Source organism: Ferrovibrio sp., from assembly GCF_036381655.1.
Taxonomy (GTDB): Bacteria; Pseudomonadota; Alphaproteobacteria; order Ferrovibrionales; family Ferrovibrionaceae; genus Ferrovibrio.
In genome coordinates this window covers 24,659-46,057 of the sequence record NZ_DASVCJ010000041.1, presented here as the reverse complement: position 1 = coordinate 46,057, position 21,399 = coordinate 24,659, and the positions used below count along the sequence as shown (strand labels likewise).

The following is a 21,399-nucleotide window of genomic DNA, read 5'->3' as shown; positions in this document are numbered from 1 at the left end:
TATGTGCGGGACCAACCATAGTTGCCCGCCGGACTCCGCCGCAAGCCTGTAATGCGAACGTTGTCCGCCACTTAAGCTGCAGCGGAATGGTGAAGACTTCGTTAATCCGAATTCGGCGGCAGGCCCGGGCCGGGTCAGCCTTCGACCGTATACTTGGCGCGGACGTCGTATTTGTTGGTCTTCACCCAGCCCTCGATGAATTTCTCGAGCGCCGAGTTCGGCTTGTCCGGCAGGACGATCTTCAGCTTTACATATTGATTGCCGCGCTGGCCCTGGGCGCCGCCCTTGATCTGCAAGCCGCGGCCCTTGAGGCGCAAAGTCGTACCCGAGCTCGCGCCTTTCGGCACCGTGACGGCCACCATGCCGTCGATGGTGGGCACCGGAATCTTGGCGCCCAGCACGGCCTCGTCGAGGGTGATCGGCAGTTCGAGATGGATGTCGTCGCCCTCGCGGGTGAAGAAGGGATGCGGCTCGACCGTGACCTCGATCAGCGCATCGCCGGCCTCGCCGCCATTGCGGCCCGGCTCGCCCTGATGCCGCAGGCGGATCTGCTGGCCATCGGCCAGCCCGGCCGGGATGGTGACGTCGATCTGCTTGCCCTCGGGCAGGGTCAGGCGCCGCTTGGTGCCGCGGGCGGCATCGAGAAAGCCGATCTTCAGGTTGAAATGACGGTCGGCCCCGCGCAGCGGCATCGTGGTGCGCCGCCCGCCGGCATTGAAGCCGCCGGGGCCGCGCGGCCGGCGCATCTGGCCGAAGATTTCATCGAAGATGTCTTCCGCGCCCTCGGCGCCGAAGCCGAAATCGAAGCCGGCTCCCGGACCTTGCCGGCCGCCGGCACCCGGCCGCCCGCCCGGGCCGCCGCGATAGAAGCCCTGCGCCCGCGGCTGGCCGGCGGCATCGATCTCGCCGCGGTCGAATTTGCCGCGCTTGTCGGCATCGCCGAGGATGTCGTAGGCGGCGGAAATCTCCTTGAACCGTTCGGCCGCCTTGGGATTGCCCGGATTGCGGTCGGGGTGGAACTCCTTGGCCAGCTTGCGATAGGCCTTGCGAAGGTCGTCCTGGCTGGCCCCGCGTGCCACCCCAAGCACCTCATAGGGGTCACGCATGGTGGAATCTCCGCGTCATGGCTGCCGCCGCTCCGCATCCTCGGCCGGCGGCGCGTTGCCGCCGAACAGATCGGGCAGCGAAACGCCGCCGCCCGAACTGATCGCCGAATAGATGCTGCCAAGCAGACTGCGTCGTTCCTTCGCGGCCGCCGGCTGCGGTTCGGCGGGCGGCTGCGCCGGCAACTCTTTCGTTGCGGCCGCAACGCCCGATTCGACAGGCGCCGGCGCGGTCTCGACGGATACCGGCTGCGGCGGCGGGGATTGCGCGGGCATCGGCTGCGCCGCTGCTGGCTGCGCCGCCGTTGCCTGGGACGCTGTCGATTGCGCCGCTGTCGGTTGCGCCGGCGAGGCTTCGCCGGTGCTGTTTTCGGGCTTGTCCTCCGGCGGCCGGTCCGACGGCGCCATCTTGTTGTTCATCACCAGCAGCGACAGCCGTTCCAGCGCATCCGGCTGGCCCGCCTTGGCGGCATTGTTGTACCAGCCCAGCGCAATCGCCTCGTTCTTCTCCACTCCAAGCCCGAGCTCGTACATCAGGCCCAGGTTATACTGTGCGACCGCATGGCCCTGGCGCGCCGCCGCCTCGAACCATTTCAGCGCCTCGGCATAATCGACCGGCACGCCTTCGCCCTGCAGATAGATGTCGGCGAGATTCGCCTGCGCCCGCGCAAAGCCCATTTCCGCGGCGCGGCGATACCAGGTGATCGCCTGGCCGATATCCTTCGGCACGCCACGGCCCCAGCGATAGAGATGGCCGATATTGCGCATCGCCGCGACGTCGCCATGCTCGGCGAGCGGCAGCCAGGCCTGGTAGGCCGTCTGATAGTCGCCCGCCTCGAAGGCCTTCACGCCGCGGCTGAACGGATCCGTCGGGGCCGCGTCGCGGGCTTCGGTCCTGGCGTTTTCGATCCTGGCATCCTGAGCCCACGCGGGCGGTGCCCCGGCCGGCGCGGCGAGCAACATCCCGACGGCCGCGGCAGCCATCGCTATGGCTGCCGGGGGGCGGGTTGCGCGGCGGGGCTGCATCGGACGGTCAGCTATTGACGATCTTCCAACTGCCATCCGGCTGGCGGCAGGCGGTGCCATAGGCCTTCTCGGTCTTTCCGTCGATCGTCACGGTCTGCTGGAACTCGCGGCAATAATCGCCATTGCTGGCGGTGCCCTCGCGGGTCGGCGTCACCGTGCCGGAATGGCCGGTATCGGGATTGCGCCAGGAAATCGTCTGCCCGACCGGGGCGGTGGTCGCCTGCTGGCTGGCGCGCTCCATCGCCGCCCGGTCGGCCTTGTCCAGCGACTGCCCGATCTGGTTGCCCAGATAGGCGCCCGCCAGGGCGCCGGCGGCGACGCCGACCAGCTGGCCGGTCCCCTTGCCGAAGGCCGAGCCGATGACCGCACCGCCGATACCGCCCAGCACCGTGCCGATATTCTCCTTGTTCATCTCCGGCCCCTGGCCGTTTTCACAGCCGGCCAGACCGAAGGCGGCAACGACCATGGCAGCAAGCACCGCACGGGGTGCAGCGATCGAACCGAATGTCATACTGAGATTACCTCTTTAGCCTTGCCCTATACCGTTACTGCCGAGCGCGCGGCAGCAGGAGCGGCGCGATTCGCGCCGGCAATCCCGCGCATAAAGTATATTGGCCAGACTCCATGCGCCGCAAGGTGGCGCGACAAACTGAAATCGGCGGACAAGCCCCACTCCCTCGCCGCGAGGGTTCGCCGGCGCGATTCGCCGCCGCAGCGCGCGCGGCTAGCTTGCGCCGGCGCTAGGATTTCTCGGAAAAGCCGATGGTACTCAGGATCGAGGCCGGCTGGGACGCCAGCCTGGCGCCGTCGAACATATCGAGGCTGTTCGAGCGCATGATCGAGCGGAGCGTGCGGATGTAATCCTCGCCGCGCACCGAGTAGCGGCGCAGATGGCTGGCCAGGCTGTAGCTGTCGAGATCGGCGCCGGCATCGCGCATCTTCGCGCGCGCCTCGCGGAACTCGCGATAGCTGGAGCGCGTATTGAGATTGCGCATATAGGCGGCGACCGAGTTCTCCAGGCTGCTGAAGCGCTGGACCTCGTAGGTTTCGCCGTCCGGCCGGTTCTCCGGCACGATGCCCGAGCCGGTATTCCAGGTCCATTGGCCGTAAACCGCGTTGCCGAGCTGCGCGAAACGCGAGGTGCCCCAGCCGGACTCCTCCACGGCCTGCGCCAGCGCCAGTCCCGGCGGAATCACATCGACGCGGTTGAGCAGTTCGTCGATATCGACCTCGTCGAGGCCATAGCGGTTCGCGAGCTGCTGCAGCCAGGCCTGATCGCGCTGGCTCAGGCTGCCGCCGAATTGCAGGCGCTCATGCAGGCCTTCCAGCCGCTGGCGGTCGGCCGTGATGCGCTCGTTTTCCCGCAGGATATGCGGCAGCATGACGTTGATGAAGGCGCGCTTGCGCTTTTCGGTGATGCTGACATCGGCGATGTCGAGCGGCAGCGAAGTCAGGAAGATGCGCGGCACTTCAAGCTGGCCGCTGCTGCTGGCCTCGCTGAGATCGAAGCCCTGCTGGTCGAAGCGGCGCAGCATGGCATCGACCGTGCGCGCGGGATTGGCGCGCAAGGCCGTGCGGCGCGGCGACAGATGCCGGCCCTCGGCGACGCGACGGGCGGCTTCCTCCGGCGAGACGACCGGCACGGCGGCGGTATTGGCGCTCTCGGTCGGCTCGGGAACGGCGGTGCGCTCGGCCAATTGGCGTGCCGGCTCGACCACGGCGCGCCAGTCCATCTGCGCGATCTGGCGCAGGCGGTCCCAGGCGTCATGCACGCTGGCGCTGAGCGAGGCGTTTGCGTCTGCCGGCTCGATGGCGACCTGCGGGGCGCGGGTCAGCTGACGGCTGGACAGGAGGCCGACGCCGATACCGGAGGCCAGGCCGACGGCAAGCAACGTGCCGAAGCCGACCAGAACCAGCCGTACATCAGAGCCTATAGCAAGCAAACGCCGGTCGCGACTTGCCGACATGGGTCAAACCTCCACAGTTCTCAACGCCGTAACGACGCGCAATCCCGACAACAACATCGTCGAGACCACGAGGGCGTTGCCCTTGTGCGATCCCCCACCAGGAAACGCGTGAAACCAGCCGGCTCTAGACCCGAGCCGGCCGGGGTACTACTGAACGGCCCGGACTTCGGACACCTCCGGCACGTAATGCTTCAGCATGTTTTCGATGCCATAGCGCAACGTGGCGGTGGAACTCGGGCACCCGGCGCAAGACCCCTGCATGTGCAGGAAGACGACACCCCGCTCGAAGCCGCGGAAGATGATGTCGCCGCCATCCTGTGCCACTGCGGGACGGACCCGCGTGTCTATCAATTCCTTGATCTGCAGCACGATCTCGCGATCGGCCGGATCGTATTGCTCGTCTTCCGCCGCAGCCTGCGGCGCGGCGTCGTTCATCACCGGCCGGCCGGCGATGAAATGCTCCATGATCGCGCCGAGCAGGACCGGCTTGAGTTCGGTCCAGTCCTGCGCCGCGGACTTGGTGACGGTAATGAAATCGCTGCCCAGATAGACGCCCTCCACGCCCGGCACCGCGAACAGCCGCGTCGCCAGCGGCGAAACCTTGGCGGCCTCGGCGCTGGTGAAGTTGGCGCTAGCGCCCGCCTGCCCGGCAGCATGATCCGCCGGCAGCACGTCGCGGCCGGGCAGGAATTTCAGGGTCGCCGGATTGGGCGTGGTTTCGGTCTGAATGAACATCAATGGGTCCGCAAAAAGGTGACTGGAAATTGGTCGGGGGGTCCGCAAATATCAAGGGAGATAAGTTGGGCAATACTGGGGCAGAGCAACAAACTTGCGCTGCCGAGACGCCTGTAGAAAGATTTTTAACCAATGTGGATAAAATCGAGGGTTTTCCCCAGGGCTGTGAATCCATGAGCCAGGAGCCGATGGGGGTTCTGCGGGTGCCGAGCTGGCCCGATTCGCGCCTTCCGCTGTCGCCGGCGGCGCGCTGGCTGATCGATCATGCCGGCATCGTGCTGCCGATGAGCGAGCTGATCGACGGATTTTGCCGCCGCCTGCTCGATGAAGGCCTGCCGTTGCTGCGGGTCAATACCGGTCTGCCGTCGATGCACCCCCTGACGCTGACCCGCGGCTTCTCCTGGACGCGCGGCCAGGGCGTCGCGACGAGCGAACGCGGCCACGAGGTGCGCCAGTCCGGCGAATATCTGAATTCGCCGATCTACGTGATCCACCAGGGCGCCGCCGCCGTGCGCCGCCGGCTGGACGATCCCGGCGCGCCGCTCGATTTCGGCGTGCTGCACGACCTGAAGGCGCTGGGGGCAACCGACTATATCGCGCTGCCGATGCGCTTCACCCAGGGTCCAGGCATGAGCGCCGACGGCCGCGCCAACATTTCCTTCATGAGCTTCACCACCGACCGGCCCGGCGGCTTCCGCGCCGAGGAGTTGAGCTATCTGATGGAGCTGATGCCGCTGATCTCGATCCGGCTGGAGATCGAGGCGGCGCGGCGCATGACCCGCGACCTGCTCGAGACCTATCTGGGCCACGGCCCGGCCAAGCGCGTGCTGAACGGCAATTTCCGCCGCGGCCAGGGCTACGAGGTGGAGGCGGCGATCTGGCTGTCCGACCTGCGCGGCTTCACCGCCTATTCCGACCGCCATACCGCGCAGGACGTGGTGGCGACGCTGGACAGCTATTTCGACGCCATGGCCGAGCCGATCCAGGCCGAGGATGGCGAGGTGCTGAAATTCATCGGCGACGGCCTGCTCGCCATCTTCCGCGTCGAGGACGGCAAGACGCGCGGCGATGCCTGCCGCCGCGCGCTCATCGCCGCCGAAAATGCCTTTGCCGGCCTGCACGAGCTGAACCAGGGCCGCGGCATCGAGGGCGCGCCGCCCTTGCGCATCGGCATCGGCCTGCATGTCGGCAAGGTGGTGTTCGGCAATATCGGCGCCAAGGACCGGCTCGATTTCACCGTGATCGGCCGCGCCGTCAACGAGGTGGCGCGGGTGGAGACCCAGACCAAGGTGCTGGACCGGCCGCTGCTGGCGTCGGCCGCCTTCGCCGAGGAAGTGCGCGACCGCGCCATCCTCTCGCTCGGCTTCCATGTGCTGCGCGGCGTGCAGGAGCCGCAGGAGCTGTTCACGCTGCCGCCCGAAAGCTTCGCGGGCTACGAGTGAGGCGATCGCCCATTCATGGCTTGTTGCCCTGATGCCCACAAGCACCACCTGCGCTATATGCAAATGGCAGGCATACAACAGAAACACCCCTTGGGGGATAGGCAATGTGGTATGGACGGTACAATGCTATCTTATTTTGATTTTGCTTGCCGGCGGTGCCGCCGCCTATGCATTCAGCCGCATCGAAATTTTTTTCACGGTATTTAGGTCTAGTCATCCTTGTTAGAGTCGGCACTACACTACTTAACCTTCTTAGCAGCGCATTTCGTGGAAAGCCGCCCAGCTATGATGTGAAGATTGAACGCCAGGGCGATCGATCCGAGATGAGCTAAGCACCCCACCCTCTTTTTTCGTCATGCCCGTTTTTCGTCATGCCCGCGAAAGCGGGCATCCAGAGACTGGGCTCCCGCTTTCGCGGGAGCGACGACTATTCACAATTCCACTTCCTACGTCAGCCGGTCGATCTGCTCGTCCGAGAGATGGCCGGGGATCAGCGTGATCGGAAATTTCAGCGTGCCGGCCATCTGCGCGAAGGCAGTGACCAGCGGGCCGGGCGCCTCGGCATTCGGCGCCGCCGCCAGCACCAGCATGCGGATGTCGGGCTCTTCCTCGATCAGCTTGAGGATTTCCTCGCGCGCCATGCCTTCGCGGATCATCAGTTCGGGCATGATGCCCGATTCCTGGTTCACCTGCTCGGCCAGTTTCTGCAGCAGCGCCTCGGCGGCGTCATGCGCCTCTTCGCGCATGATCTCGGCGACGCCGGCCCATTGCTGGAAATCGACCGGCTCGATGACGCGCAGCATCACCACGCCGCAGCGCAGGTTGCGGGCGCGCCGCGTCGCATAGCGCACGGCGACGCGCACCTCCTCGGTATCGTCGACGATGACGAGGAATTTGCTGCGCCGCTTGGCTTCGGATTTTCTGGCTGCCGCCGTTTCGCTCATGCGCCTAGGCTGCCATTGCTCTCCGGGCTGAAGCAATCCCCAATGTCATGCAAAAACGCTCCCGCAACGGAGTTATTTCTGCAGAATATTGACGATCTCGTAGATCTGCGTGCGCGCCCGTTCGACGTAGAATCCCATCGAGGCGAGATGATTGGGCAAAATCACCGCATCCGCCTTGGCATTCGAGACCACCAGCGGGCTGAGCGAGGCGCCTTCGGCGAACGAGGCCATCATCTGATCCCAGGTGGCGCCCAATTCGCGGTCGCGGATCACATTGGAGAAATCCTGCTTCATCTCGCGCATCAGCAGGTAATAGGCATAAAGCTGGCCCTTGACGCTGTAGAAGACGTCGTCGCCCTGCATGTCGATCCACAGATGGCTGCCCTCGCGGATGCGGCGGTCGATCGCCGCGGATGACGAGCCGATATCGAGCGCGATGCGCTCCAGCGTCGCCTGCAGATTGTCGCCGCGGCGTTCGAACACCGCCTTCTCCTGCGCCAGCCGCGTATTGTAGCTGAGCAGCGCGCGGCGCGCCTTGCGGTACTGGTCCTCCGATTTCGCCGTCGGCAGCAGGGACGTGGAGAAATCGAAGATCCATTTGGTGCCGGAATATTGCAGCAGGCCGGCGGCCTCCTGCAGGTCGCTGTCGGTCTGGCTCGAGCCGCGCGTGCGGCCGATCTGATCCACCAGCTGGAAGGCGAAGCGGCCGAGCGCATGGATCATGCCGAGCTGGAAATTCGGCATGTTGTCCAGCACCGAGCCCGGCAGGAAGAACGGATCGTTGGCGACCCAGCCGTTGCGGTTGACCTCGCGGTCGATCAGGGCCGCCGCCATCGCCACGCTGTAGCTGCCGCCCTGGGTCATGTCGGCGGCCGGAACCTGGTAGTCGAGCCGGTCGTCGATCTTGTGGGTCAGCAGCATGCCGACCGGGTAATACAGTCCGAAGATCAGCACGAGCGCGACCGCGGCGAGAAGCGGCCAGCGGCGCCGCAGACCGGCGGAGAAGGAAGCGGAAGGATCGGTCATGTCAACAGGCCGGTTGCGGGGCGGGTCTGACGAATCTGGGGGCGGAAAGCGGCGGATTCAAGGCCGGTATTCCTCCAGGCCAAGACACGGGCCAAGACACGCGGATGCCCCTGCCGGTCATCCCCGCGCCTGTCACGCATCAGATGCCCGCCCGCCGCCTCACGGGCGCAGGAAACCGACCGTGTCGTAGACTTCCCTGATGATCGGCGCCGATATGGCGCGGGCGCGTTCGGCGCCCTCGCGCAGGATGCCGTCGACATAGGCCGTATCCTCCATCAGGCGGCGCATCTCCGCCGTGATCGGACTGAGCACCGCGACGGCAACATCGGTCAGCATCTTCTTGAACTCGGCGAAGCCCTTGCCGGCGCATGCGGCGACCGCCTGTTCCAGCGACCGGTTGGACAGCGCCGCATAGATGCCGAGCAGGTTCTCCGCCTCCGGCCGGCCCTCCAGTTCCTTGACGTCGCCGGGCAGCGGGTTGGGGTCGGTCTTGGCGCGCTTGATCTTGTCGGCGATGGCGTCGGCCGTGTCGGTCAGGTTGATGCGCGACTGATCGGAGGCATCGGACTTCGACATCTTCTTGCTGCCGTCGCGCAGGCTCATCACCCGCGTCGCCGGGCCGTAGATCTGCGGCTCGGTGAGCGGAAACAGCTCGACGCCGTAATCGTGATTGAACTTCTGCGCGATGTCGCGGGTCAGTTCCAGATGCTGCTTCTGATCCTCGCCGACCGGCACATGGGTCGCCTTGTAGGCCAGGATGTCGGCCGCCATCAGCGCCGGATAGGCGAACAGGCCCAGCGAGACATTCTCGCGATCCTTGCCGGCCTTCTCCTTGAACTGCGTCATGCGGTTCATCCAGCCCATGCGGGCGACGCAGTTGAAGATCCAGGCCAGCGTCGCATGGTCCGGGTTCTGCGACTGGTTGAACAGGATGTTCTTCTTCGGATCGATGCCGGAGGCAATCATCGCCGCCGCCAGTTCGCGGGTCGAACGCTTCAAATCGGCCGGGTCCTGCCACACCGTGATGGCATGCATGTCGACCATGCAGAAGATGCAGTCGAACTCGTTCTGCAGCGCGACCCAGTTGCGTATCGCGCCGAGATAATTGCCGAGATGAAGATTGCCGGAGGGCTGGATGCCCGAAAAGATGCGCCGTTGGAAGGCCATGTGAAGTCCCTGTGGTTTGGGGCGGTGGAAGGCCCCGGTCGTGGGAATCCCGGAAATCGGGATGTGCGGCGCGGTTATCGCCGAGCCGGGCCTAGCCGTCAACGGCCGGCGGCAGGGCTTGCGGCCCGGCCTCGGATTTCGGCGGCTTGCGCAGCATCGCCTTCCATTCGGCCGGCCGGGTCGCGCCGAAAGCCAGCGCGGCGGCGAGGAAGACCGCGATGCCGCCGGCCACCAGCGCGGCGAGGGCGGCAAGGCGCTCGGCCTGGCCGCCGGCATACCAGCCCGGCAGCAGATGGCGGTCGAGCGCCCACAGCACCGCGGCCATGACCAGCGCGGCGGCAAGGATGCGCAGCGCCCGGCTTTTCAGCCGCGCATCGGCCTGCCAGTGGCCGCGGCGATGCAGTATCCAGCCCAGCAGCAGGGTATTGGCGATGCCGGCCATCGCCGTGGCCAGGGCGAGGCCGACATGGGCGAACGCCTGCATCAGGAGCGCGCCGCCGCCGAGATTGATCGCGATGGTCACGAAGGCGACGCGCACCGGCGTCCTGGTATCCTGCCGCGCATAGAAGCTGGGCGTGAAGCTGCGCGAGAGCACATAGCCGGGCAGGCCGATGGAATAGGCCAGCAGCGCATCGGCGGTGGCATGCGCCGATGCCAGGTCGAACTCGCCGCGCTGGAACAGGATGGCGATGATCGGCAACGGCACGGTGATCAGGGCCGCCGCCGCCGGCAGGCTGAGCAGCAGACCGAATTCGATGGCGCGGTTCTGGTTGGCGATGGCGGCGGCATGGTCGCCGCGCGCCAGCTGCACGGAAATGGTCGGCAGCAAGGCCGTGGCGATGGCGACGCCGACCACGCCGACGGTGAGCTGGTTGATGCGGTCGGCATAGAAAAGATACGACACCGCGCCGGTCGGCAGCAGCGAGGCCAGCATCAGGCCGACGACGAGGTTGACCTGGGTGGCGCCGGCGCCGATCGCCACCGGCAGGATCAGGCGGAACAGCTCGCGCACCTTGCCGCTCCAGCGCGGCCGGCGCAGCGGCAGGTCCAGCTTCGCGCGCCGCGCCTCCCAGGCGAGCCAGAGGAACTGGAAGATGCCGCCGAGCAGCACCGAGGCGGCCAGGGCATAGCCCGGCCCGCCGACATGCGCCTGCATCAGCGGCAGGCCGGCGATCATGGTCAGATTGAGCAGGATCGGCGTCGCCGCCATGGCCGCGAACCGCCCGACGCTGTTCAGCATGGCGCCGTAGAGCGAGGCGAGGCTGATGAAGATCAGATACGGGAAGGTGATCGTGGTCAGCGCCACGGCGAGCGCGAAACGGCCGTCGGACGCATCCGGCGCATGGCTGAAGCCCGGCGCCAGCACGAAGATGACCGCCGGCATGGCCAGCTGCGCCAGGATGCTGAAGATCAGCGTCGCCGGCAGAAGAATGCCGAGCGCCTGTTCGGCAAAGCGCTTGGCCGCCGCGCGGCCCTCGGTGGCCTCGGTCCTGGCGAAGATCGGCAAAAAGCCGGCGGTGAAGGCGCCCTCGGCAAACAGCGAACGGAAGAAATTGGGCAGCCGCAGGCTGACGAAGAAGGCATCCGCCACCGGCCCGGTGCCGAGATAGCGGGCGATCAGCAGATCGCGCACGAAGCCGGCGATGCGGCTGAGCATCGTCAGGCTGCCGACGGTGGCGATGGCGCGGAAGAGGGACATCGGGACGATTCGTTAAACGACACTGCCCCCTCATGCCATGGCCGGGCCGTGGCATCCATGGGTTTTTTACCTCGCAGCCGAAAAAGCAATGCGCCAATGCCCGGACAGGCCGCCGCGTCCTTATATGCCGGAGCCGCTACTATGCCCGAGCCGCTAGGCCGCCTTGGCCTTGCTCGGCGCGGGCTTGTCCTCCGCCGGCATGATCTTCTTCATCAGATGCTTTTCGATCTGCGCCAGGCGGCGCTTGTCGGTCAGCTTCATGCCGGTCAGGTCCTGCACGTAGAAGACATCGACCGCGCGCTCGCCATAGGTGGCGATGCGCGCCGTGCCGATGGTGAGGTTGAGTTCGTACAGCCCGCGGGTGACGTCGTAAAGAAAACCCGGCCGGTCGCGGCCGTTCACTTCGATCACCGTCCAGCGGTTCGAGGCGTTGTTGTCGATCAGCACGCGCGGCTCGACCTTGAAGACCCGCGCCCGGCTGGGCAGGCCGGGCTTTTCGGCGGCGATCGCCTGGCGCAGCTTGAGATCGCCCGACAGGGCGCGCTCGATGGCCGAATAGAGCCGGGCCAGCCGCTCGGGCCGGTCGAACGGATTGCCCTCGAAATCCTGGATCACGAAAGTGTCGATCGCCATGCCGTCATTGGTGGTGAAGATCTTGGCGTCGACGATATTGGCGCCGCTGGCCGCGATGGCGCCGGCGACGCGGGCGAACAGGCCGGGATGGTCGCTGGCATACAGCGTAAGTTCGGTCACGGCGCGGAAGCGGTCGGATTTCGTCTCGATGGTCAGCGGGCGGCGCTCGGCATCGGCCTCGCGCATCATGCGGGCATGGCGGGCAATCGTCTCCGCGTCGTTCGAATACCAGTAATTCTCGTAATGGCGCTTGAGCAGGCGTTCGACCTCGGCCTTCGGCCAGTCGGCAAGCGCCCGGCGCAACGCTTCCTTGGCATCGGCGATGCGTTGATCGCGGCCGCGGCCGGTGAAGCCGCCGGAGAGATATTCCTCGGCGCGGTAGTAAAGCTCGCGCAGCAACTGGCCCTTCCAGCCGTTCCACACGCTCGGCCCGACGGCGCGGATATCGGCGACCGTCAGGCAGAGCAGCAGCCGCAGGCGTTCCGGGCTTTGCACGAGCTGCGAGAAGTCGATCACCGTCTTCGGATCGGCGATGTCGCGCTTGAATGCGGTGGCCGACATGGCGAGATGCCAGCGCACCAGCCAGGCGACGGTTTCGGTTTCGGCGGCGCTGAGGCCGAAGCGCGGCCCCAGTTTCATCGCCACCTTCTCGCCCAGCACGGAATGATCGCCGCCGCGGCCCTTGGCGATGTCATGCAGCAGCACGGCGACATAGAGCACGCGGCGCGACAGGACCTCCTCGATCACATGCACGCAGAGCGGATGATCCTCCTTCAGCGCGCCGCTTTCGATCTGCGACAGGATTCCGATGGCACGGATGGTATGCTCGTCGACCGTATAGGTGTGGTACATGTCGTGCTGGGTCTGCGCCACCACGCGGCCGAAATCCGGCACGAAGCGGCCGAACACGCCGGCCTCGTTCAGCCGCCGCAGCGTCGTCTCGGGATCGTTCCTGGAGCAGAGCATCTCCATGAACAGGCGGTTGGCTTCCGCATCGTTGCGCAGGCGGGCATCGATCAGCTTCAGGCTGCGCCGCACCAGACGCAGGGCTTCGGGATGGATGTCCAGCCCCTGTTCCTGCGCCAGATGGAACAGCCGCAGCATCTTGACCGGCTGCTTTTCGAACAGCGTCTCGTCGCGCAGCGTCACCCGGCCGCCTTCGATCTCGAAGCCGTCCATCTTCTTCGCCCGCTTGATCTTGGCGCGGAAGGCGGCGAGCGGCTTCTTCTTCTTGTGCCGCTCCTCCAGGGCGGCGGCGAAGATGCGCGTCAGATCGCCGACTTCCTTGGCGATCAGGTAATACTTTTTCATGAAGCGCTCGACATCGCGGCGGCCGGGCCGGTCGGCGTAATGCATCGCCTTGGCGATCTCGGTCTGCATGTCGAAGGTCAGCCGCTCCTCGGGCCGGCCGGCGAGGTAATGCAGATGGATGCGCACCGTCCAGAGATATTCCGTCGCCTGCGAGAAGCGGCGGTATTCCTCGGCGGTCAGCAGGCCGCGGCCGACCAGTTCGCCGACATCCTCCACGCCATAGACGTATTTCGCGATCCACACCAGCGTATGCAGATCGCGCAGGCCGCCCTTGCCTTCCTTGATATTGGGCTCGACCACATAGCGGGAATCGCCCAGGCGATGATGCCGCTCGTCGCGCTCGGCCAGCTTCTTTTCGATGAATTCCGGGCCGGTCTTGGCGCAGACCTCGGCCTGGAACCGCGCCTTCAGCTGCTCGGCCAGATCCTGATCGCCCCAGATCCAGCGCTGCTCCAGAATCGCCGTGCGGATGGTCACATCGCTCATCGAGAGACGAAGGCATTCATCGACCGAGCGGGTCGCATGGCCGACCTTCAGGCCGAGATCCCACAGCAGATACAGCATGTATTCGACCACCTGCTCGCCCCAGGGCGTCTGCTTGTAGGGAAACAGGAAGAGCAGGTCGACATCGGAAAACGGCGCCATCTCGCCGCGCCCGTAGCCGCCCACGGCAACGACCGACAGCCGCTCGGCCGCCGTCGGATTGGGCAGCCGGTAGATGCGGTTGACGGTGAAGTCGTAGGTCAGGCGGATGATCTGATCGGTCAGGTAGGCCAGCGACTGACGGGTGGGCAAAGCCGGAGTGCCGGCTTCGAATTTGCGGCGGATCACCTCGCGGCCTTTGCCGAGCGCCGCCTTGAGCAGCGCCAGCACCTGGGCGCGCTGCCCGGCCGCGTTCGGCACGCCCTCGGCGCCCAGGGCCTCGAGCTGCAGGGTCAGCGCCTTGCGGTCGATGATATCGCGCGGGTTCTCGATGATCGGGCGGACGAACATGCCCGTAATATAGGGTGGAATGCCGGCCGCGTCGTCAGCCTTGCGGCGGCCCTGACCAATAAAACCGCAACAGCCAAAGCCGGGCGGCAAGACGGGATAGCCCGGGCGGGCGCCATCGGCCCCGGCGCCGGCCCGGGATGGCCCTTTTCTTAGACACTCTGGTCTTAGACGCTCTGGAAATTCACCATGCCGCCGCCATCGATCACCATGGTCTGGCCGGTCATGAAGCTGCCGGCCCGGCTGGCGAGGAAGATCGCCGCGCCGGCGATCTCGTCCGGCTCGCCGACGCGCTTGAGCGCATAGCCATGCGTCGCCTTCTTGGCGATGTCCGGATTCTCCCATAGCGCGCGGGCGAAATCGGTCTTGATCAGGCCCGGCGCGATGCAGTTGGCGCGGATATTGTCCGGGCCCCATTCGACCGCGAGATTGCGCGCGAGCTGCATGTCGGCCGCTTTCGAGATCGCATAGGCGCCGAGCAGGTTGGAGCCGATCAGGCCGCCGACCGAGGAGATGATGATGATGGCGCCGTCCTTCCGCTTGGCCATGTCGGGCGCCACCATGTTGCACAGCCAGTGGTTCGACTTGATGTTGACATCCATGATCTTGTCGAAGGCATCGTCGGGGATGTCCTTGGCGGAACCGAAGAAGGGATTGACCGCGGCGTTGCAGACCAGGATGTCGATCCTGCCCCATTGCTTGATCGTCGCATCGACCAGCGCCTGAAGCTGCGCCTTGTCCGAGACATTGCAGGGCACCACGATGGCCTCGCCGCCCGCCTGCTTGATCTCGGCCGCGACCTTCTCGCAGGCCTCGGCCTTGCGGCTGGAGACCACCACCTTGGCGCCATGCTGCGCCATGCGCAGCGCGATGGCGCGGCCGATGCCGCGGCTGGAGCCGGTGATGACCGCGACCTTGCCGCCGAGATCGAAAAGATTGTCCTTGCCCGTCATGCGTTTCCCTATCCGTGTCGCCGGTGCCGCTTGCGGAAAGATTAGCCCGCCCCCGCCGCTGTGAACAACCGAAGGGCCGACTATATACTCACGGCCATGATCGCCCGCTTCGCTTCTGCCCGCCAGGTTGCCGCAACGGCAGCGCTCGCCATTGCCCTGACCGGCGCCCTCGCGGCCTGCAGCCATGAACCGCCGCCGCCGCCGCGCGTCGCCGCCTGGATCGGCGAGCAGACCGGACGATTGTTCATCAGCGTGCTGTCCGTCGAACCTTTGCGCGCCATGGCGCTGACCGGCCCGGATGGCCGCAGCTTCCAGCCGCGGCAATTGATCGGCCGCGGCGGCGCGGCCCCGTCCGATTACGGCAGCCGCCCCGGCATCGGCGTTTTCGGCGGCGGCGGCTCCAGCAGCGGCTATGGCGGCGGATTGAGCATCGACCTGCCGGTGCGCAATCCCTTCGGCGGCTCGGGCAATGCCTACCGGTCGAGCCAGGGCGAGTTCCAGCTGCCGGCCGAGGCGCTCGACAGCTACCGCCGGCGGCCGCAGGACTGGCGGCTGGAGCTGAGTTTCGACAGCGCTTCGGCCAGCCTGCCGGCGCCGCCGCTCCAACGCTAGCGGCCCAGTCCTGGGAACCCGGCCCCAGGAACCCGGCAAAAGCTGCCGCCAGGCTCCCTGCCTGCGGCATGAAAATAGCGGAAAACCGCGCCTGTCCCGCTGGCATGTGGCTTGCTGCTGCCTCCCTGTCGGATTTGCAGGGAGTGCTGTCATGGGAATCGCGTTGCTGTCGTTGCGTCAGGCCGAACGGGTGGAGCCGCAATTGAAGGCGGCCCTCAGCGGGCAATCGGCAAGCCGCCAGGCCACCGCCGCCGCTCCGAAAAAGGCGGATCTGAAAGTGGCCGGCGCGCCCCAGCTGACCGCCCGCGAACGTCTGGCGCTGCGCGAGGCGGGTCCGGCCGCCGCCGCCGCGGCCCTGAGCGCGCGGCAATACGTGCAGCAGCTGACCATCATGGAGCAGGAAACCACGCGGGCGCAGATGGTCTGGGCGCTGGGCCGCATCGAGCCGGCGGAGCTTGAGACCATGGTGAAGTCCCTGGCCAAGATGCGCGGCCGCTATGCCAGCCTGATGCTGGAATACGCGCAGAGCGAGCGGCCGATCGGCAACATCGCCTTCGAGGAACTGCGCGGCCTGCGCGAGCGGATCGAGGAATTCGAGCGCGGCCTGGACACCATCAAGGCGGCCATCCTCGACGGCACCGCCGAAGTGGCCGGGGTGAAGACCGCCAGCCTCTGAGGGCAGCAAGCGGCGCCGGCAACGCCCCCGTTGCCGGAAAATTACTATCGCGCGCCGCCAGGCTTCCTATCATCGGATCATGCCCAGCCGCTTTCCCTCGATGCGAAAGCTCGCGGCGCCAATCGCCGCCATTGCCGCGGCATGGCTGGCGCTCTGCCCCGGCGCGCAAGGCCCGCGGGCCGCGCAACTGCCCGAAGTCAGTTTCGTCGCCGCGAAATTCCCGCCTTATACGCTCGAGACCGCCGATGGCGGCGCCGGACCGACGGCGGCTCTGCTCGCCGCCCTGGCGCAGCGCGTCGGCCAGCGGCAGGCGGCGCTTGAGGTGCTGCCGCTGCCGCGCGCGCTGCTGCAGGCGCGCAACGAACCGAACACGATGATCGCCCTCGTCGCGCGCACCATGCGGCGCGAGGATCAGTTCTACTGGGTCTGTCCGGTCCTCGATTACGATGTCGCGATGTTCCGCCGCCGCGACCGTCCCGAGGTCGCCGCCGGCGATGTCGCCGGGCTGGCGCGCTGGAAGATCGCCGGCGCCAATCGCGACGTGAAGACCAATTACCTGCTGCGGCAGGACGTGCCGGTGATCACCACCGCCGACGAGGATACCGCCGTGCGCCTGCTGCTATACGGCCGCGTCGATGCGACGCCGGCGCATCCGGCCAGCATCCGCGCGCGGCTGCGCGACATGGGCGAGCCGGCCGATGTGATCGAGCCGTTTCTTGCCTTGCCCGACCTCACCAGCACGCTGTATCTCGCCTTCGGGCGCTCGACCCCCGGCGCGGTGGTCAAAACCTACAGCGATGCCTGCCAGGCGATGATCGCGGCCGGCGCGGTCAGGCGGCTGCTGTCTCCCGCCGCGAACTGAGGCACGGCGAACCGAGACATGGCCAACCGGCCTATCGCCTCACGTCGAAGGCAAGCCGCAGGGCGAGCGCCGCGAAGACGCCGCCCAGCAGCCGGTTCTGCCAGCGCACGAAGCGCGGCCGCCGGCTGAGCCATTCGCCGAGCCGGCCGGCGATCAGCGCGATGCCGCCATTGACCAGCCCGCCGGCGAAGCTGAGCACGAAGGCCAGGATCAGCGCCTGCCAGATGGCGGTGTCCGGATCGGGCTGCATGAATTGCGGAAACAGCGCCAGGAAGAACAGCGCCACCTTGGGATTGAGCAGATTGGTCAGCAGGCCCTGGCGGAACAGCGACCAGAGCGGCAGGCGCGGCAGATCCGGGCGCGGCGGCTGGAATCCGCCGGCGCCGCGAAACGCCTGGATGCCGAGATAAAGCAGATAGCCGGCGCCGGCCCAGCGGATGGCCTCGAAGACGACCGGCGCGATCAGCAGCACGCCGCTCAGCGAGAAGCCGGCGATCAGGGCATGGCCATAGCAGCCCACCGTGATGCCGGCCAGCGTGGTCAGCCCGGCGATGCGGCCCTGCGCGACGCTGCGGGTCATCACCAGCAGCATGTCCGGGCCGGGCGTCAGCGCCAGCGCGAAGGCGGCGGCGGCGAAGGTGAGCAGGGTGGCAAGGTCCATCATGATGTTTCGATCTTCGGCTATCCGATCATGGGCAGCGGCGAATGAAATCCAATCCAATCGGCTCGGTATCGTTGCGAGTGATCCTATACCGTCGGCAGCCATTGTCTTCCACGACCTGCAAAGTAGCAAACCCGTACATGCTGCCAGTGTGCCAGGGTACGCTTTTATCGAGCTCGATAGCATACGAGAAGGCAACTTCAACGGCCGGGATTGCGCCAGCCGGAATAAATGTCGGCCAGCTACCGAGTTTTCCTGGTTCGTCATCCGCGTGCGACAAACGGGAGCGATCTGCCCCACTTCGCTCCGAATTCTGAATCGTTTTCTGTTTCTGCTCGCTGTTTTGCCGGCTTGCCTGTTGCCGCTCCGGATGCCGTTGTTTCGGCTGTGGCGGTATCGTTGGTTGCGTAGGCAGCAGATACCAGAGTGCCAGGGACAGCAGAAATGCTGTGATCGCCACGCGAGTCCATCTGCGATAGCCCCTCCCGGACGACCATCGCGCGGCACGAAGCCTCGATTCTACGACAGCAGGAGATATAGCTGCGGGTAAACTGCGGTCGGGGTGAGTGAGGTGCTGCTGATCCAGCCGCGGGCCGCCGACTTTGACGGCCATCGATCCAAGACTTGCGATGATCGCCTCGATCCGTTTTTGCGGAACGAATCTGCCTGTTTCCGATGCGACGATTTCCTGGAGTTTCTCCGGCAGGCGCGGCATATCTTCCGCAAAAGCATAGTGCACGTTCCGGCGCTCAAGGTTTTGTCCCTTGGTGACGGCGCGGGACGTGTGGGGGAAAATGTAAAATTCATGTTCCAGATAGCCGAGTTCCGCTGGAGACGCCCCGGCAATCTGCGCAATGGTGCGGCAGACTCCTTTCTTGGCGCTCCATAGCTGCGTTGGATCGACTGGCTTGAGTTTGGCGCCCGCACGCGTCGTGCGCGGCCACAGAACGCCGGCTCCCGCCGGCTGTGTCACCTCGACGAAACCTCCTTTAACCTCAATGTAGAAGATGCGGTTGTACCGGATCAGAACGTAGTCGATTTCACGATTGAAGCCGCTCGCATTGCTTTCCCGCACGGAATAGAAGACATGCCAAGTGGCATCCATCTGCTCCAGGATGTCCCACACCTGCCGCTCTGCATCGCGGCTGCGTTCGCGGAAAAAATCCGGCCGAACCGGCGGATAGAAGCTCGCCATTTTGCTCCTGCCACTTTGCCCCTTTCGGATCTATAGCAGGAGTTGTGTGAACTTCAATCACCACATTCTCTGGTCGAGGTTACGCCATATCCAGCACGAAATCGTAGCGGCCGATCTGGCCGGCCTCGTTCGCGGCGACGGCGAGCAGCAGATGCTTGTTGAACAGGGCGTCCTGCGCGTTGCGCGGCTCGTCGGGAAAATAGAGCTGCGTCGTCAGCACGGCGCGCTGCGGCGCCTGCAGCTTGAAATGGATATGCCGGGTCCGCCCGGTATAGAGGCCGGGCACGAGGGTTTCGAACTGCCAGCGGCCCTGGGCATCGGTGAATTGATGGCCGCGCAGCCGATAGCCCTCGGCATCGTATCGGCCGGCATCGTCCGCCTGCCAGAGATCGACCAGCACGCGCTCGACGGGGCGGCAACGCCGCGTCAGCACATAGCCGCCGATCCTGAGCGGCGTGCCGGCCATGCCAGGTTCGAGCAGGCGGGAGCGTTCCGGCGAGCCGGTTTTGAAATACGGTCCCTCTTCCGCCGCCTCGGTCGGCGGATTGTCGCCGTCATGGCAGCTCGGGGTCGGCGTCATCTCCCGGGCGGCAACCGGCAGCCTGCCGCCATTCTGCGGCCAGGCGGAGCGCGGCATGGCCGCCAGAAGGAGGGCCGGCATGAACATGGCGCGGCGCGTCAACATGATGGGTCAGCCCCCTCGGCAGGATCGCCCATAGCCTACACGGTTCGCGCCGGCATTCCCTGCGACAAAATCGAGATTCCGCTTGACTTACAGAACGACCGTTCGTATTTTGACCGTATGAGCAAAGGCCAGCAGACCCGAGCCACCATCGTCTCCGAAGCCATGCGCGCCGCCAGCGTGGAGGGCTTCCAGGGGATTTCGATCGGCATGCTGGCCGAACGGCTGAAAATGTCGAAATCCGGCCTGTTCGCGCATTTCGGCTCCAAGGAGGAGCTGGAGAAGGCGGTCCTCGACGAGGCGGCCGACCGCTTCGCCGCAATGGTCTGGCAGCCGGCGCTGCAGGCGCCGCGCGGCCGGCCGCGCATCGAGGCGCTGTTCCACAACATGCTCGACTGGATGCTGCATAACCGCGATCTGCCGGGCGGCTGCATCTTCATGGCATTGTCGGTGGAAATGGACGATAAGCCCGGCCCGGTGCGCGACGACCTGGCCGAGATGCAGACGCGCTGGCAGGCGACGGTGGCGCGCAGCGCGCAGATCGCCGTGCAGGAGGGGCATTTCCGCGCCGATCTCGATCCGCGGCAATTCGCCTTCGACATGCAGGGCATCATGATGGCGATGAGCTATTACCGCCGGCTGCTGAAGGATCCATCCGCGGTGCAGCGCGCCGAAGCGGCCTTTGCCGATTTGCTGGCCCGCTCGGCCGCGGCGCCGGCGGCCATCGAAACCGCGCCATTGCGCAGCCTGTAACGGCGCCGTGGCGCGAACGGCACTCTGCTCTCCGGCAGAGCCTTGCGTACCGCGTAGATGAGTCTTGTGCAGATGAGCACCGTAAAGATGAGTACCGCGTAGATGCGTATCGCCCCGCCAACATGGGGCCGGCGGCCTTCACCCGAACCGGGCCGCCGGGCGTCTGCCGCGTTGCTTTAGTCGCGTTGTCCCTATTGTTGTCTCTGCTGCGCGCCGCGACGGGATGAATCCAGCCGGCCGCATCGTTCCGGCAGCAATCCGCCCGGGACGAACCTCGGAAAAAGAAAGGCCTCCCCAATGACCTATCATGTCTCTCTCGACCTTCCGCTGATCCATGTAAGGCACGACCGTTCGTTCTCAGTCCGGATACCGGACCGGATGCAGGACCGGATGCAGGACCGGCCTGCCGCGCCGGCCGCCACGCCAGCAGCGGAGATGCCCTGGCTGTCCGGGCTGGATGACGCCAAGGCCTTCGACGGCCTGCATCGCCCCTGGTGGCGCTGGCTGCTGCCGGAGCCGGCGCCGCTGATGCGGACCTGGCGGCAGCGGGCGAAGATGCGGCGCGCGCTGGCGCAGATCGACGCCCATACCTTGCGCGATGCCGGCATCGATCCCGGCGCGGCGCATTTCGAGGCGTCGCTGCCCTTCTGGCGCGCGCCGATCCGTCTGCGCGATAGCAGCGCCGATTGACCGGTCCGGACGCTTACGGGCCGAGGATGTCGCGCTTCTTCTGCAGGTATTCGTCGCGCTGGATTTCGCCCCTGGCGTAACGCTCCTCGAGCAGACTCAGGCCGGCCGAAAGGGGCGGCCGGCGCGACGCCTCGCGGCCAGACAACGAGCGGATCAGCACGACGATGCCGAGGATCACCAGCGCCAGCAGCAGCAGCGCCGCGATGCCGTGCCACGGCATCCACCATCCGCCCCAGCCCATGGCATGATAAGGCCCGTTCCAGTACATGGCG

The 21,399-nt window shown here is 66.1% G+C and carries 21 protein-coding genes; 6 read left to right on the top strand and 15 right to left on the bottom strand.

Annotated features, from left to right (window positions below):
• Positions 1–134: 134 nt before the first annotated feature.
• From VF194_RS09020 to VF194_RS09000, 5 genes are all read right to left on the bottom strand, one after another.
• The gene (locus VF194_RS09020) at positions 135–1,106 is read right to left on the bottom strand and encodes a J domain-containing protein (RefSeq protein ID WP_330890175.1); all 972 of its coding nucleotides are present in this window, start codon (positions 1,104–1,106) and stop codon (positions 135–137) included.
• Between the two features lie 15 nt (positions 1,107–1,121).
• Positions 1,122–2,087 (bottom strand): tetratricopeptide repeat protein, encoded by a 966-nt coding sequence (locus tag VF194_RS09015; RefSeq protein WP_330890173.1) that lies wholly within the window; start codon positions 2,085–2,087, stop codon positions 1,122–1,124.
• A gap of 49 nt (positions 2,088–2,136) precedes the next feature.
• Positions 2,137–2,640 carry an RT0821/Lpp0805 family surface protein gene (locus VF194_RS09010; RefSeq protein WP_330890171.1) on the bottom strand — a complete coding sequence of 168 codons (504 nt, stop codon included), beginning with the start codon at positions 2,638–2,640 and terminating at the stop codon, positions 2,137–2,139.
• Between the two features lie 229 nt (positions 2,641–2,869).
• The gene (locus VF194_RS09005) at positions 2,870–4,096 is read right to left on the bottom strand and encodes a glucosaminidase domain-containing protein (RefSeq protein WP_330890169.1); all 1,227 of its coding nucleotides are present in this window, start codon (positions 4,094–4,096) and stop codon (positions 2,870–2,872) included.
• Positions 4,097–4,243: 147 nt separating this feature from the next.
• Complete coding sequence (locus VF194_RS09000; RefSeq protein ID WP_330890167.1) at positions 4,244–4,831, bottom strand: NifU family protein; 588 nt, start codon at positions 4,829–4,831, stop codon at positions 4,244–4,246.
• A gap of 173 nt (positions 4,832–5,004) precedes the next feature.
• On the opposite strand from VF194_RS09000, the gene VF194_RS08995 reads away from it, so the two are divergent.
• On the top strand, positions 5,005–6,273 hold the full coding sequence (locus VF194_RS08995) for an adenylate/guanylate cyclase domain-containing protein (RefSeq protein WP_330890165.1): 1,269 nt from the start codon (positions 5,005–5,007) through the stop codon (positions 6,271–6,273).
• A 446-nt stretch (positions 6,274–6,719) separates the two neighbouring features.
• Here the strand turns inward: VF194_RS08995 and VF194_RS08990 are convergent, their stop codons facing one another.
• The 6 genes from VF194_RS08990 to VF194_RS08965 form a co-directional block, all read right to left on the bottom strand.
• Complete coding sequence (locus VF194_RS08990; RefSeq protein ID WP_330890163.1) at positions 6,720–7,217, bottom strand: universal stress protein; 498 nt, start codon at positions 7,215–7,217, stop codon at positions 6,720–6,722.
• A 72-nt stretch (positions 7,218–7,289) separates the two neighbouring features.
• Positions 7,290–8,243 (bottom strand): DUF2333 family protein, encoded by a 954-nt coding sequence (locus VF194_RS08985; protein WP_330890161.1) that lies wholly within the window; start codon positions 8,241–8,243, stop codon positions 7,290–7,292.
• A 159-nt stretch (positions 8,244–8,402) separates the two neighbouring features.
• Positions 8,403–9,410, bottom strand: a complete 1,008-nt coding sequence (gene trpS, locus VF194_RS08980; RefSeq protein WP_330890159.1) for a tryptophan--tRNA ligase — start codon at positions 9,408–9,410, stop codon at positions 8,403–8,405.
• A 91-nt stretch (positions 9,411–9,501) separates the two neighbouring features.
• On the bottom strand, positions 9,502–11,109 hold the full coding sequence (gene murJ / locus VF194_RS08975; protein WP_330890157.1) for a murein biosynthesis integral membrane protein MurJ: 1,608 nt from the start codon (positions 11,107–11,109) through the stop codon (positions 9,502–9,504).
• Between the two features lie 153 nt (positions 11,110–11,262).
• On the bottom strand, positions 11,263–14,046 hold the full coding sequence (locus tag VF194_RS08970) for a [protein-PII] uridylyltransferase (RefSeq protein WP_330890155.1): 2,784 nt from the start codon (positions 14,044–14,046) through the stop codon (positions 11,263–11,265).
• A gap of 164 nt (positions 14,047–14,210) precedes the next feature.
• Positions 14,211–14,996: an SDR family oxidoreductase gene (locus VF194_RS08965; protein ID WP_330890153.1), complete on the bottom strand. Its 786-nt coding sequence runs from the start codon at positions 14,994–14,996 to the stop codon at positions 14,211–14,213.
• A 96-nt stretch (positions 14,997–15,092) separates the two neighbouring features.
• Here VF194_RS08965 and VF194_RS08960 point away from each other — a divergent pair, with 96 nt between their 5' ends.
• The 3 genes from VF194_RS08960 (at position 15,093) to VF194_RS08950 (ending at position 17,146) form a co-directional block, all read left to right on the top strand.
• Positions 15,093–15,608 carry a hypothetical protein gene (locus tag VF194_RS08960; RefSeq protein WP_330890151.1) on the top strand — a complete coding sequence of 172 codons (516 nt, stop codon included), beginning with the start codon at positions 15,093–15,095 and terminating at the stop codon, positions 15,606–15,608.
• Between the two features lie 151 nt (positions 15,609–15,759).
• Complete coding sequence (locus tag VF194_RS08955) at positions 15,760–16,284, top strand: hypothetical protein (protein ID WP_330890149.1); 525 nt, start codon at positions 15,760–15,762, stop codon at positions 16,282–16,284.
• Between the two features lie 79 nt (positions 16,285–16,363).
• Entirely contained in the window at positions 16,364–17,146 is a 783-nt protein-coding gene (locus tag VF194_RS08950; protein ID WP_330890148.1) for a hypothetical protein, read from the top strand.
• A gap of 31 nt (positions 17,147–17,177) precedes the next feature.
• Here the strand turns inward: VF194_RS08950 and VF194_RS08945 are convergent, their stop codons facing one another.
• From VF194_RS08945 to VF194_RS08935, 3 genes are all read right to left on the bottom strand, one after another.
• Complete coding sequence (locus VF194_RS08945) at positions 17,178–17,810, bottom strand: LysE family translocator (RefSeq protein WP_330890146.1); 633 nt, start codon at positions 17,808–17,810, stop codon at positions 17,178–17,180.
• Positions 17,811–17,835: 25 nt separating this feature from the next.
• On the bottom strand, positions 17,836–19,002 hold the full coding sequence (locus VF194_RS08940) for a nuclease-related domain-containing protein (protein WP_330890144.1): 1,167 nt from the start codon (positions 19,000–19,002) through the stop codon (positions 17,836–17,838).
• Positions 19,003–19,081: 79 nt separating this feature from the next.
• Positions 19,082–19,687 (bottom strand): intradiol ring-cleavage dioxygenase, encoded by a 606-nt coding sequence (locus VF194_RS08935; protein ID WP_330890142.1) that lies wholly within the window; start codon positions 19,685–19,687, stop codon positions 19,082–19,084.
• 117 nt (positions 19,688–19,804) lie between these two features.
• On the opposite strand from VF194_RS08935, the gene VF194_RS08930 reads away from it, so the two are divergent.
• A complete protein-coding gene (locus tag VF194_RS08930; RefSeq protein WP_330890140.1) occupies positions 19,805–20,437 on the top strand; it encodes a TetR/AcrR family transcriptional regulator in 633 nt (210 codons plus the stop codon).
• A gap of 378 nt (positions 20,438–20,815) precedes the next feature.
• Positions 20,816–21,127 (top strand): DUF1127 domain-containing protein, encoded by a 312-nt coding sequence (locus VF194_RS08925; protein ID WP_330890138.1) that lies wholly within the window; start codon positions 20,816–20,818, stop codon positions 21,125–21,127.
• 13 nt (positions 21,128–21,140) lie between these two features.
• Here VF194_RS08925 and VF194_RS08920 read toward each other — a convergent pair whose 3' ends face one another.
• Positions 21,141–21,395, bottom strand: coding sequence for an SHOCT domain-containing protein (locus tag VF194_RS08920; RefSeq protein ID WP_330890136.1), 255 nt, complete (start codon positions 21,393–21,395; stop codon positions 21,141–21,143).
• Positions 21,396–21,399 lie beyond the last annotated feature (4 nt).